The organism is Micromonospora sp. NPDC023737, assembly GCF_040639715.1.
Classification (GTDB): Bacteria; Actinomycetota; Actinomycetes; order Mycobacteriales; family Micromonosporaceae; genus Micromonospora.
Genome location: NZ_JBFAAL010000012.1, coordinates 95,370 through 107,846, shown reverse-complemented (window position 1 = coordinate 107,846; position 12,477 = coordinate 95,370). Strand labels below are relative to the sequence as shown.

At 74.3% G+C, this 12,477-nt stretch carries 11 protein-coding genes; 7 read left to right on the top strand and 4 right to left on the bottom strand.

Features of this window, described 5'->3' with window-relative positions:
- Positions 1-10: 10 nt before the first annotated feature.
- The gene (locus tag AB0F98_RS23350) at positions 11-649 is read right to left on the bottom strand and encodes a maleylpyruvate isomerase N-terminal domain-containing protein (RefSeq protein WP_357738699.1); all 639 of its coding nucleotides are present in this window, start codon (positions 647-649) and stop codon (positions 11-13) included.
- A 174-nt stretch (positions 650-823) separates the two neighbouring features.
- Between AB0F98_RS23350 and AB0F98_RS23345 the strand changes: the two genes are divergently transcribed.
- The 3 genes from AB0F98_RS23345 to AB0F98_RS23335 are packed head-to-tail and all read left to right on the top strand — an operon-like array spanning position 824 to position 2,607.
- On the top strand, positions 824-1,510 hold the full coding sequence (locus tag AB0F98_RS23345; protein WP_357738696.1) for a BON domain-containing protein: 687 nt from the start codon (positions 824-826) through the stop codon (positions 1,508-1,510).
- A 54-nt stretch (positions 1,511-1,564) separates the two neighbouring features.
- Positions 1,565-2,062 carry a redoxin domain-containing protein gene (locus AB0F98_RS23340; protein ID WP_357738693.1) on the top strand — a complete coding sequence of 166 codons (498 nt, stop codon included), beginning with the start codon at positions 1,565-1,567 and terminating at the stop codon, positions 2,060-2,062.
- Positions 2,059-2,607, top strand: coding sequence for a DsbA family protein (locus AB0F98_RS23335; RefSeq protein ID WP_357738691.1), 549 nt, complete (start codon positions 2,059-2,061; stop codon positions 2,605-2,607). Before AB0F98_RS23340 ends, AB0F98_RS23335 begins: the two co-directional genes overlap by 4 nt.
- A 4-nt stretch (positions 2,608-2,611) precedes the next feature.
- Here the strand turns inward: AB0F98_RS23335 and AB0F98_RS23330 are convergent, their stop codons facing one another.
- Complete coding sequence (locus tag AB0F98_RS23330; RefSeq protein WP_357738688.1) at positions 2,612-5,518, bottom strand: LuxR C-terminal-related transcriptional regulator; 2,907 nt, start codon at positions 5,516-5,518, stop codon at positions 2,612-2,614.
- 181 nt (positions 5,519-5,699) lie between these two features.
- Between AB0F98_RS23330 and AB0F98_RS23325 the strand changes: the two genes are divergently transcribed.
- The 4 genes from AB0F98_RS23325 to AB0F98_RS23310 all read left to right on the top strand — a co-directional run bounded on the left by AB0F98_RS23325 (position 5,700) and on the right by AB0F98_RS23310 (position 10,644).
- Complete coding sequence (locus AB0F98_RS23325; protein ID WP_357738685.1) at positions 5,700-6,893, top strand: saccharopine dehydrogenase NADP-binding domain-containing protein; 1,194 nt, start codon at positions 5,700-5,702, stop codon at positions 6,891-6,893.
- Between the two features lie 47 nt (positions 6,894-6,940).
- The gene (locus tag AB0F98_RS23320) at positions 6,941-8,017 is read left to right on the top strand and encodes a MerR family transcriptional regulator (protein WP_357738993.1); all 1,077 of its coding nucleotides are present in this window, start codon (positions 6,941-6,943) and stop codon (positions 8,015-8,017) included.
- Positions 8,018-8,221: 204 nt separating this feature from the next.
- Positions 8,222-9,508: a serine--tRNA ligase gene (serS, locus tag AB0F98_RS23315; protein ID WP_357738682.1), complete on the top strand. Its 1,287-nt coding sequence runs from the start codon at positions 8,222-8,224 to the stop codon at positions 9,506-9,508.
- A 242-nt stretch (positions 9,509-9,750) separates the two neighbouring features.
- Positions 9,751-10,644, top strand: a complete 894-nt coding sequence (locus AB0F98_RS23310) for a L,D-transpeptidase (RefSeq protein WP_357738679.1) — start codon at positions 9,751-9,753, stop codon at positions 10,642-10,644.
- Between the two features lie 65 nt (positions 10,645-10,709).
- On the opposite strand, the gene AB0F98_RS23305 is transcribed toward AB0F98_RS23310, so the two are convergent.
- Together AB0F98_RS23305 and AB0F98_RS23300 are read right to left on the bottom strand one after the other, a co-directional pair.
- Positions 10,710-11,333: a response regulator transcription factor gene (locus AB0F98_RS23305; protein WP_357738677.1), complete on the bottom strand. Its 624-nt coding sequence runs from the start codon at positions 11,331-11,333 to the stop codon at positions 10,710-10,712.
- The gene (locus tag AB0F98_RS23300) at positions 11,330-12,460 is read right to left on the bottom strand and encodes a sensor histidine kinase (protein ID WP_357738674.1); all 1,131 of its coding nucleotides are present in this window, start codon (positions 12,458-12,460) and stop codon (positions 11,330-11,332) included. Before AB0F98_RS23300 ends, AB0F98_RS23305 begins: the two co-directional genes overlap by 4 nt.
- Positions 12,461-12,477: the final 17 nt, after the last annotated feature.

Below are 12,477 nucleotides of genomic sequence, written 5' to 3'. Positions count from 1 at the left end.
GTCGGTCCGGTCAGATCGCGTTGATCCTGTCCGGGGCACGTTCGGCGCGAGCCAGGGCGCGCAGCACGGCCGGCTGGCCGTGTCGGCGTACCGCCAGCCGAGCGAGCAGCGACAGCACCGGCTCGATGGCGTCGGCGGGCAGTTCCGGGGTGGCCACGCCGACACTGACCGCCAGGTCGTCCGAGTGCACGGCCAGCTCCATGAGCCGGGTGGTCAGGAAGTCGTCCAGGGTGAGTGACCAGGGCCCCCGAGCCAGGTGCACCACGCGCTCCGCCGGCTCCCGGGTCAGCGCCCCGGTGAGCCGGTCCACCGCCTCGGTCGTACGCGCGACCAACGCGTCCGGCCCCTCCTGCGCGAGGCTCTCCCCCACCCGACGGATCCCCACGTTCACGTCGTCGTCGACGCTCGCGCCGAGCCAACTCCCCCGCGCGTAGTGCTCGAGCAGCTCGATCGGATCGCCCGGCGGGACCGGCTCGGCGAGCATCGTTTCGACCTGGAAGACCTGCGAGGCGAGATGCCCCGCGAGGCCGGCGACGCCGAACTCGGCGAGCGCACTCGGTTGCTCCCAGCGCTCGGCGACCGCCGGGTCGTCCAGCAGCCGCACCGCCGAGCGAGCGGCCGTGAGATAGGCCGTCCTGATCGAAGCCATGTCGCACCTCCTCGGGTTGGGACCACGGCGAGCCTAGACCTCGCCCCACCACCAAGATCGTCGAGGGCGATCACCCGGGTCGGGCGAGGGTGGTTCACCCGGGCCGGCGGCAGCATCGCCTCCAGGCGGGCGTGCGTGCGGGAGCCGCCCGACGCGATGAGGAGGACGGAGCGAATGGCCACCGAGACCGTCACCCGTACCGACCAGGAGATCCAGTCCGACGTTCTCGACGAGCTGACCTGGGAGCCGCGGGTCCGGCCACACGAGATCGGCGTGATCGTGTCCGAGGGTGTGGTCACACTCACCGGGCGGGTCGACAGCTACGCGAAGAAGTGGGCCGCCGAGCGGGCGGCGCACCGGGTGCCCCGGGTCCGCGCGGTCGCGAACGACCTCACCGTGCAACTGCCCGGCGGGGCGGAGCGCGCCGACCCGGAGATCGCCGGGGCGGTCGGCCATGCCCTGGAATGGGACGCGTTCGTGCCGATCGAGCAGTTGCAGGTGACCGTCTCGGACGGCTGGGTGACCCTGCACGGCGAAGTGGAGTGGGAGTACCAGCGCCGAGCCGCCGAACGGGCGGTCAGCCGGCTCACCGGCGTACGTGGGGTGAGCAGCGGAATCACCGTCCGCCCGGCGGTGCGCCCGGACGGTCACGAGCTGGCCGAGCGGATCGTCGACGCCCTCGCCCGCAGCCGGGCGACGGAGTCCGAGCACGTCACGGTACGGGTGCACGGCGACACCGTGCTGCTGGCCGGTCTGGTCCACTCGATGCCGGAACGTGCCGAGGTGGAGCGGGTGGCCTGGTCCGCGCCGGGCATCCGGGAAGTGCAGAACCACATCGCCGTCGCCCCCGTGCTGCGCTGAACCACCCGGGCCGGGTGAGCCGCCCTCACCCGGCCGGCGGCGAGCGTGGGAGCCATGACTGATCCGAACGGGCTGATCAGACCCGGGCGGCCGGCGCCCGACTTCACCCTGCCGGCCACCCCGGACGGGCGGCGCACCGGTCTTCGCGAGTACCGCGATCGACCGGTGGTGCTCGCCTTCTACCCGGCCGACTGGAGCCCGGTCTGCGGCGACCAGATGGCGCTCTACCAGTCCGCCATGCCGGAGTTCGAGAGCTACCGGGCGGCGGTCCTCGGCATCTCCGTGGACAGCTTCTGGTCACACCGCGCCTTCGCGGAGAACCAGGGCATCGAGTTCCCGCTGCTATCCGACTTCGAGCCGAAGGGCGCAGTGGCCCGCTCGTACGGCGCGTACACCCGCGGCGGGGAGGCCGCCCGGGCACTCGTGGTGATCGACCCCGACGGCGCGGTCGCCTGGCGCCAGCTCTACCCGCAGGAGGTCAACCCGGGTGCGGACGGCATCCTCGACGCGCTGGAACGGATGCGGGTCGGCGGGGAGGTGAGGGTTGGATGACCACCCCGTTGCAGGTGACCGCCCGGCTCCGGACGCCGGTGAGCGGAGCCGACCATGTCCGGGGGGCGGCCGACGCCCCGGTGACCGTCGTCGAGTACGGCGACTTCCAGTGCCAGTACTGCGGCTCCGCGTACCCGAACCTGACCGAGCTGCTCCGGCAGCGGGAGGGCACGGTACGGCTGGTCTACCGCTACTTCCCGATCGCCAACGTGCATCCCTACGCCGAGAGCGCCGCCGAGGCGGCCGAGGCGGCCGGGGTCCGCGGCCGGTTCTGGGAGATGCACGACTGGCTCTACGAGCACCAGGACCAGCTCGACCCGGTGCACCTCTCACTCGGCGTCGAGCAGCTCGGAATGCCACCGGACGACATCGGCGCCGAGGTGGAACGGCACGCGCACGCCGATCGGGTGCGCCGGGACTTCGTGGGCGGGATCCGCAGCGGGGTGAACGGCACCCCGACGCTCTTCGTCAACGACGTCCGCCACGACGGGGGGTACGCCCTGCCGGACCTGCTCGCCGCCGTCGACGCCGCGGCCGAGACCTGACCGTTCAGATCAGCCGCAGTTCACGCGCCCGCCGGACCGCTTCACGCCGGCGGGTCGCGTCGAGTTTGCGGTAGATGTTGCGCACGTGGGTCTTCACCGTGTTCACCGAGAGTGACAGCTCGCTGGCGATCTCCACGTTGGACAGGATGCTCTGCAGGTAACGCAGGATGGTCAGCTCCCGCTCGGTGAGCGGCTCGTCCAGCGTCGGGCCGGGCTCGACCGGCCCGCGCTCGGCCGGCTCGTCCGCGCCCCGCACCAGGTCACTGACCATCGACCAGTGGGCCGTGCCGGTGTCGAGGTGTGCCGCGAGCAGGTCCCGCGCGGCCGGGTCGGCGCGGGTGAAGACCCGCCGGACGCCCTCCGGGCCGGCGAGATCGAGCACCTGCTCCAACAGCCGGCCGGCCCGGCGTTCGTCCCCACCCTGGCGCGCCAGCACGGCGTCGAGCAGGCCCGCCTCCAGGCGTACCGGCAGCGGCCACTCGGCCGCCGTCGGCGCCGTCCAGTCCGGCAGCACCCGACCGGCGGCCCGCAGGTCACCGGCTCTGAGTTCCACACGGGCCAGCGCCACGGCGACCGGAGCGAGCGGCTCGACCTGGTCATGGACCGGTCCGGCCAGCAGGTCGCGGGCGGCCTCCAGGTCACCCCGGGCACCGAGCAGGTCGGCGTTCGCGGCGAGCAACTGGTGCGCCAGTTCCGCGGCGGCCGGCCGGTCCGCGAGCCGGTGCCGCGCCTCGGTCAGCAACCGATGGCCGGCAGCCACCTCACCCCGGTCGTGCAGCAGCTGCGCCCGGCAGAGCGCGGCGACCGCCACGGCGGTGGTCTCCACGGCCGCGATCCCCGCCCCGGGCGTCCCCGGCTGCCCCTCGCCGATCGCGGGGCCGGCGAGAGCCAGGTTCCCGGCGGCCTCCTCGGGCTGGTCCCGGTGCAGAGCCACCACGGCCAGCGCCAGGTGGGCGTACGCGCAGTCGAGCCGGCAGGCCCAGCCGTGGCAGGGGGGCATGGCGAGGGCCTCCCGGGCGGACGCCTCGGCGGCCCGCAGTCTGCCCCGCACTGCGTGCAGCAGCGCCGAGCGACTGGCGCAGACCAGCTCGGTGCGGAGCCGACCCGCCTCGCGGGCCGCGTTCAGCGCCCGGGTGAACCGCGCCGACGGCAACTGCCCCTCGGCCAGCTCCACGAGTCCGAGTGCGATGCCGGCGAACGCGCGAAGCTCCGCGTCCTCCGTGGCGCTGCCACGCGGCCCGCCGGCCACGGGCGCGGCGAGCGGTTCCAGGCCACGCGCACCGGTCACCGAAGCAGCCGATCGTTGCGCGGAACCGGTGGCACGCCCGCTGCTGGGCCCGGTGGGCAGGTCACGTGATCCGGGCGCCGTGGGGAGCGGCCGGATCAGCCGGGCGGCGGCGGCGCGTACCTCGGCGTGGTCGTCGGCGAGCCGGGCCAGCGTGAGCTCCACCGCGGTGGCCAGCCGGAGGAAGCGGTCCCGGCGCGGGGTGGGCAGGGCGTTCGCGTGCTCGACCGCGAGGTGCAGGTGCGCCGTGGCCGCCGACACGTCGCCGGCGTACGCCCGCTCGGCCGCGCAGGCGAGCGCCAGCTCCGGATCGCGGCGTACGGCCTCCGGTGTCGGGGACGGCGGCGGCGAGCCCCCGAAGTCGGCCCGGTCGTACGGGGCCAGCTCCGGCCACTGCGCCACGAAGATCTCGGTCGCGAGGTCCCAGTTCCCGGCGGCGAGCGCGTGCCGCAGCCCCTCCACCGGCCGGCCGTTGTCGGCGTACCACCCGGCCGCTCGAAGGTGCAGCTCACGCAGTTCGTCGGCGGGCAGCCGGGCCAGCTCCGCCCGGAGCAGGTCGGTCAGTAGGGGCTGGCAGCGGTACCAGGGTGGGCGGCTCTCGTCGCGGCTCAACAGACCACCGTCGCCGGCCAGGTCGGCGAGCGTCCGTTCGGCGTCCGAGCCGTCGGTGAGAGCGTCGGCCAGGTCGGCGCAGACCGTCTCGGCGAGCGCGGTGCGACGCAGCAGGTCCCGGGCTGCGGGGTCGACCGCGGCGAGCACCTCCTCGTGCAGGTAGCCGGCGACGTCCGGCTGGTCGCCGCCGAACTGCTCGACCCAACGCGTCGGGTCGGGACGCCGGTGCAGCGCCAGCGCGGCGAACCGGAGTGCGGCCGGCCAACCGCCGGTCCGCTCCCGCAGCCGGTGCAGGGCCACGCCGGGCAATGTCACCCCGTGCGCGGTGAGCAGGTCGGCCACCTCGTCGTCGGTGAAGGCCAGCTCGTCCGGGCCGATCTCCGTCAGCTCCCCGGCCAACCGCAGCCGGTGCACGGCCAACGGCAGCCCGGCCCGCGCCCCGACCACCAGACGCAGCCGCTGCTCCGCGTGGCGGAGCAGGAAGTCCAGTCCGGTCAGTGCCGCCGGGTCGGTGACCCGGTGCAGGTCGTCGAGGATCAGCAGCATCGGCCGTTCCCGGGCGGCCAGCCCGGCGGCGAGCAACTCGAGCTGGTCGGGCCGGGGCGGGCGGGCCGGCATGGGCGCGGTCTCCTGCCCGGGGTCCGCGCTGGATCGCAGTGCCGCCAGCAGGTACGACCAGAGCCGCTCACCGTCGTCGCCCGCCTCCACCGACACCCAGGCCGGCGCCGGCCGGACGGCGTCGGCGACGCTGCCGTCCGGACGCACCTCGGCGCCCTCCCCCGCGCTGCCACCGGCGAGGCGGGCCCAGGCGGCGAGCAGGTTGGTCTTGCCCCAGCCGGCGGGGGCACTGACCAGGGTGACCGGCCCGGCGCTGCCTTCGTCGAGCCGGCGCAGCAACCGGGGCCGGGCCACCACCGGCTCGGGCAGCGCGGGCGGGGTCAGGCGGGACGCGAGCAGCGGCGGCCGCGCCGCGTCCGCGGTATCCACCCGTGCGCCGCTTCGCTGCTCCGGCATCCGGCCCACCCCCACGGACGCGTTCCACCCCTGGTCGGCGGGCGGTTACCCGGCGGGCGGCCGTTCACCCCTTCGGGGCGAGCCCGGTCACCCCGGCGGGGGCGGAGGACTCACAACGGACTTGCCCGGACCTTTCCGGCAGCCCTCTCGAACAGCGCGATGGGGGTGGCAGACTCGCGGAATGGCCGGCGAGCGGACGTACGACGTGGTGCTCTTCGGGGCGACCGGCTTCACCGGCGGGCTGACCGCCGAATACCTGGCCCGGCACGCGCCGACGGGGCTGCGGTGGGCCCTCGCCGGACGGAACCCCGACCGGCTGGCGGCGGTGCGCGACCGCCTCACCGCGATCGACCCGGCGCTGGCCGAGCTGGCGTTGCTGACCGCGGACACGACGGACCCCGGGTCGCTGCGCACGCTGGCGGAGCGCACCCGAGTCGTCGCCAGCACCGTCGGACCGTTCATCCAACGCGGGGAACCGCTGGTCGCCGCGTGTGCCGCGGCCGGCACCGACTACCTGGACATCACCGGCGAGCCGGAGTTCGTCGATCTGATGTACCTGCGCCACCACGCCCAGGCGGTACGCACCGGGGCGCGTCTCGTGCACGCCTGCGGGTTCGACTCGCTCCCACACGACCTGGGCGCCTGGTTCACCGTCCGGCAACTGCCCGCCGACGTGCCGATCACCGTCGACGGCTTCGTCCGGGTCGGCGGGCGCTTCTCCGCCGGGACGTACCACTCGGCGCTGATCGCCCTCTCCCGTGCCGAGCAGGCCCGCCGGATGGCTCGGGAGCGGCGGTCCACGGAGCCACGGCCCGAGGGCCGCCGGGTCCGTGCGGTACGCGGCCGGCTCGGCCGCCCGGCCGAGCTGCACATGTGGGCCGTGCCGCTGCCCACCATCGACCCGCAGGTGGTGTGCCGCTCGGCCGCGGCCTGCCCGGAGTACGGCCCGGACTTTCGCTACCGAAACTTCGCCGCCGTGAAGCGGCTGCCCACGGTGCTGGCCGCCGGGGTCGGGCTGGGCGCCCTGGCGGGCCTGGTCCGGCTGGCGCCGACCCGCCGCTGGCTGCTCGGCCGACTCACCTCCGGGCAGGGACCGGCGCCGCACCAGCGGGCACGCTCGTGGTTCCGGGTCCGGTTCCTCGGCGCGGGCGGTGGGCGGCGCGTACGCACCGAGGTGGCCGGGGGCGACCCCGGTTACGACGAGACCGCGAAGATGCTCGCCGAGTCGGCGCTCTGCCTGGCCCTGGACGACCTGCCACCGACGGCCGGCCAGGTCACCGCGGTCACCGCGATGGGCGAGCCACTGCTCGCCCGGCTCACCCGGGCCGGCATCACGTTCCGGGTGCTGGAGCAGACCGACGCCGGACCGGCTTGACCCTCGACCAGCTTGAGGCGGCAGGATCGGTCGACGTGGAGAGCGAGCTGCGCAGCATCGGTGAGCTGGCCCGGGCCAGTGGGCTCACGGTCAGCGCCCTGCGGTTCTACGACTCGGCCGGGGTGCTGGTGCCGGCGTTGGTCGATCCGGTGACCGGCTACCGCTGGTACACCGACGAGCAGGTGGCGCCGGCCCGGCTGGTGGCCGGGCTGCGCCGGGTCGGCATGCCGGTCGCCGAGATCGCCGCCGCGGTGCGGGCCGAGCCGGCCGCCGTGCACCGGCTGCTGGACGCACACCTGCGTCGGCTGGAGGACGGCCTCGCCGACGCCCGCCGCGAACTCTGCCGGATCCGTGCCCTGATCAGCCCTGAGGAGCCCGCCATGGCCACCCGTCTCGTGCTGTCCCGGATCGAACTGGCGCACGCCATCGGCGCGGTCCGGTTCGCCGTCGGTACCGACCCGGAGCTGCCGGTGCTCACCGGCGTCCTGTTCGACGTGACGCCGGACGGCGTACGGCTGGTCGCGACCGACCGGCACCGGCTCGCGCTCGCCCGGGCCGGCGCCACCCGGGCGGACGGACCGGCGGTGCGGGTGGTCGCCCCGGGCGGCTTCGTCGACGAGGTACGCGCCCTGCTCGACACCGGTGCCGGCGTCACCCCGGAGGCCCACCTGACCGTCGACGGCGCCGCGGTGTCGGTGTCGGTCGCCGGGCGGGTGGTGACCGCCACCCCGCTGCCGTACGACTTCCCGGACTACCAGCGGCTGCTACGGGCGGCCGCCGGCGACGCCCCGACGTACCGGATCCCGGTGGACGCCGCCGCCCTGCGGAGCGCGCTGCGCCGTCCCGACGCGCCGACGGTGGCCCTGGAACACGACGGCGCTCCGGTCGCGGTCGCCGTGCTCGGCGTGGACGACACGGGTTGGCTGCGCCTGCTCGAACCGGGCGAGGCCGCCCCGGACGGCGGGCTGCGGGTCGGGGTGAACGGCGACTACCTGCTCGACGCGCTGGACGCGGCCGGTGAGCCGCAGCTGGTGCTGGAGCTGGACGGGCCGATCGCCCCGCTGGCCGTACGCCGCCCCGGCGACGACGACGCATTCTCGATCCTGATGCCGATCCGTCTCTGACCCCGTCCTCGCCCGGGCAGATGCCGCGACCGGCGGGCCGGCTCGTCGTCGGCTCCGGCCCGCCACGGGCGGGAGTGCCACCGGTCAGCCCCGTCGGCTCGACGGAGCGCAGCCCCGGCCTCGCTCCCCGACCCGGGTGCGGCGGGCTGCGACGGTAGCATCTGGGAGTCCACCCGACTGCCGGACGGAGGCGTACGGAGCAGCATGCTCGACATGGAGTTGATCCGGAAGGATCGCGAGGCGGTGGCGACCGCGCTGGCGAAGCGTCTGGATCCCGCCGAGGTCAATCGGGCGCTGGACGAGATCCAGCGGCTCGACCAGGAGCGTCGCGCCCTCATCGGCGAGATCGACGCCGACCGGCAGCGCCGCAAGGCAGAGGCCCGGGCGTACGCGGAGGCGAAGCGGGCCGGCCGCGAGCCGGAGGTCGTCGCGCCCGAGGCCGGTCGCAAGCAGCTCTCCGAGCTGGAGTCCGAGCTGGACGAGGTGCAGGGCCGGCTGCGCACCGCGATGAGCGAGCTGCCCAACCTACCGGCCGATGATGTGGTGGCGGGCGGCAAGGAGGCCAACCGGGTCGTCAAGACCTTCGGCACGGCACCGGTGATCGAGAAGGTCCGCGACCACGTGGAGCTGTCCCGGATGCTCGGTCTGGTCGACCACGAGCGGGGCGTGAAGCTCGGCGGTTCCGGCTTCTGGATGTACACCGGCATGGGCGCCCGGTTGGAGTGGGCGCTGCTGAACTTCCTCATCGACGAGAACGTCAAGGCCGGCTACGAGTTCCTGCTGCCGCCGCACCTGCTGCTGGACACGGCCGGCTTCGCCGCCGGGCAGTTCCCGAAGTTCTACGACGACGTCTACCACCTCGACCGGGAGAGCGGCCCCCGGGGCCAGTTCCTGCTGCCCACCTCGGAGACGGCGATCCTCGGCGCGTACCAGGACGAGATCCTGGACACCACGACGCTGCCGCTGAAACGGTTCGCGTACACGCCGTGCTACCGCCGGGAGGCGGCCGGCTCGCACTCCGACGAGCGCGGCACCGTGCGGGGCCACCAGTTCAACAAGGTGGAGATCTTCCAGTTCACGCTGCCGGAGCAGGCGGACGCGGCGCTGGAGGAGATGGTCACCCACGCCGAGAGCCTGGTCGAGAAGCTGGGCCTGCACTACCAGCGCAGCCTGCTGTCGGCCGGCGACGCCAGCGCGTCCATGCGCAAGACCCTCGACATCGAGGTGTGGATGCCGAGCATGGACAAGTACAAGGAGGTGTCGTCGGTCTCCTGGGCCGGCGACTACCAGGCGCGCCGCGCGGCCATCCGCTATCGCGAGCCGGGCGGCAAGCAGACCCGGTTCGTGCACACACTCAACGGGTCGTCGCTGGCCACCAGCCGCCTCTTCCCGGCCATCCTCGAGCAGTTCCAGCAGTCCGACGGCTCGGTGCTGGTGCCCGAGGTGCTCCGCGACCGTCTGGGCGTCGACCGCCTCACGCCGGGCCGCTGACCCACACCGCTGTCGGCGGGAGCCGGGACTACCGGCTCCCGCCGACGCGCCCGACCCCGGTCGAGGTCGACTCGGCCGCCCGGATGGCCGGGGCGTCGCAGATCGGATCGGGACCCCGCCGGGGGATTCACACGCCTGAAACCGGCCGCAACGCGTCCCCTCAAGGCGCTTCGGCGTTTTGGGAGTATCCGACCCGTTGAGGCCTTCCCAGCCCGTACAGTATTTTTGTGTCGTTTGACCGAATGATCCCCCCTGGACGTCGGGGTTGGGTGGCCGCCGGGGTCGGTGTACCGGCGCTCCTGGTCACCGCCCTGCTCACCGGCCTGGCGCTGACCCCTGGAACGGAACCGGTGGCCCAGCAGGTCACGCCTGTCCCGACCTCGACACCGAGTGAGGTCGACCAGAGCGCCGAGGCGACGCTGCTTCCCGCCGCGCCGGCTCCGAAGGGGCTACCGGTGGTGACGTACGACCCGGCGCCGGCCGGGTTCCCGGACGACCCCGAGACCATGGACACGACCCCGCTCACCGAGGGGCTGCGCCCGGCTCGGAGGCTCGCCGCATACGACGCGCCGGGCGGCCGGCCGATCGCCTTCCTCGCACCGACCATCACCGGCGTCGACGTGACCATGCCGATCGCCGACCGGCAGTCGGGCTGGACGGCGGTCCTGCTTCCCTCGGCCAACCGGAAGCTCGCCTGGCTTCCGCCCGGCGGCTACACCACCGTCCCGCTGCGGGACCAGATCGTGGTGGAGCGCCGCGTGCATCGGCTCACCTGGTACCGGGCCGGCAGGGCGGTACGCACCTGGGAGGTCAGCCTCGGCCAACGCGGTCAGGAGACGCCGCTGGGCCGGACCTTCATCCTCGGCCGCACCCCTCCACCGCAGGACGTGTACGGCGGCGTCGACATCTACGCCCTCGGCTCGATCCCCGACGACCCGGACGCGGTGCCGGAAAGCCTGCGCAACGCGCACATCGGCCTGCACACCTGGTACCACGACGGTGAGCTGGGCGAGAACACCACCAACGGCTGCATCCGGCTCACCCGCAGCGGCCAGCGCGAACTGCTCGCCGAGGTACTGCCCGGCAGCAGCGTGGTGGTGGTCGAGGAGCTGCCCGAACCGCCGGCCACCGCGTGACCCGGACACCGGTCCGACACTCCTAGCCCGCCTGAACCGCCGACGGCACTGGGCACGGCCGCCGCTCAGTCGCCGAGCAGCCAGCCGTTCTGCTCGGCGATGCGGACCGCCTCGGCCCGATTGCGGGCGCCGGTCTTGCCGATGGCCGCCGAGAGGTGGTTGCGCACGGTCCCCTCGGACAGGTGCAACGCGGCGGCCAGGTCCGCGACCGTCCCGCCGTCCCGCGCCGCCCGCAGCACGTCGGTCTCCCGCTCGGTGAGCGGGCTCGCCCCGGTGGCGAGCGTCTCGGCCGCCAGCGTCGGGTCGACCACCCGCAGCCCGGCGTGCACCCGGCGGACCGCCTCGGCGAGCTGACGCGCCGGGGTGTCCTTGACGACGAAGCCGTTCGCACCGGCCTCCATGGCCCGCCGCAGATAACCGGGACGGCCGAAGGTGGTCACCACCAGCACCCGGCAGGTCGGCAGCGTCGCCCGCAGCGCGGCGGTGGCGGCGATCCCGTCCAGCCCGGGCATCTCCACGTCGAGCAGCGCCACGTCCGGGCCGGTCCGCCGCGCCTCGGCCACCACCTCGTCGCCCCGGCCCACCTCGGCGACCACTGTCAGGTCCGGTTCGAGGGAGAGCAGCGCCGCCAACGCCCCGCGTACCAGCGCCTGGTCGTCGGCGAGCAACAACTTGATCGGCTCGGTCACCGGGCACCCGCCGGGAGTCCGACCCGGAGCACGAACCCGTGCCCGTGCGGGCGGCCGACGCTCACTGTCGCGTCGAGCCGTTGCGCACGCTCGCGCAGGCCGATCAGGCCGTGCCCGGTGGCCGCGTCCTCCGACGTCGGCCCCCGGCCGTCGTCGCTGATCTCCACCGCGTCCGGGCTGACCCGGATCGTGCATCGGCGTGCTCCGCTGTGCCGCACCACGTTCGTCACTCCTTCCCGTACCGCCCAGCCGAAGAGCTGGTCCTGCTCGGCCGGCAGCTCCGGCAGGTCGGCCGGCAGGTCGGCGGCGATACCCGCGGCTATCAACGCCGATCGTGCGCCGGCCACCTCCTCGGCCAGCCGCACCCCGCGGTACGCCCCGACGGTCCGCCGTACGTCGGCGAGTGCGGCCCGGGCGAGTTGCTCCACCTCGGCGATCTCCACCGCCGCCCGGGACGGGTCCACCTCCACCAGCCGGCCGGCCAGCTCGGCCTTGATGGCGACCACGGTGAGCGAGTGGCCGAGGATGTCGTGCAGGTCCCGCGCGGTCCGGGCCCGCTCCTCGGCCACCGCCAGGCGGCTGATCTCCTGCTGCGCCGCCCGCAGCTCGCCGTTGCGCTGGGCCAGCGCGGCCACGCCGAACATGGCGAACGAGGCGAGCAGCACGGCGAAGAAGACCCCGCTCACACCCGACCAGTTGGACAGCAGGTATCCCACCACCAGCGGCGTCAGCGCGGCGAGGGCGACGACGACCAGCGCCCACGCCCCGGGGAGCAGGAAGACCGCCCCCGTGGCGACGAAGACCAGCGTGGTCATCCAGTCCGTGCCGGTGCCGGGAATGCCGACCAGGCCGAGGACGAGCAGCCCCAGCAGCAGGACGCTGGCCCGGCCGCGCGGGATCGGTCGACCGTTCTGCCGGTGCGACCGGGCCCACTCGAAGAGCAGCACGTACGCCACGCCGAAGGCGATCAGCGAGCCGACCCCGAGCCACTTGCGCCAGAGCTCGGCCTGACCCAGCGCCGTACCAAGCGGCACGTTGAGGAAGAAGAGCCAGACCGCGGCCAGCAACCAGCCGGCGAGCCGCCACTTGCGGCTCGCCGGCTGGGGCTGACCCTTCGGAACGTCCATCGGGCCCACGCTAGCGG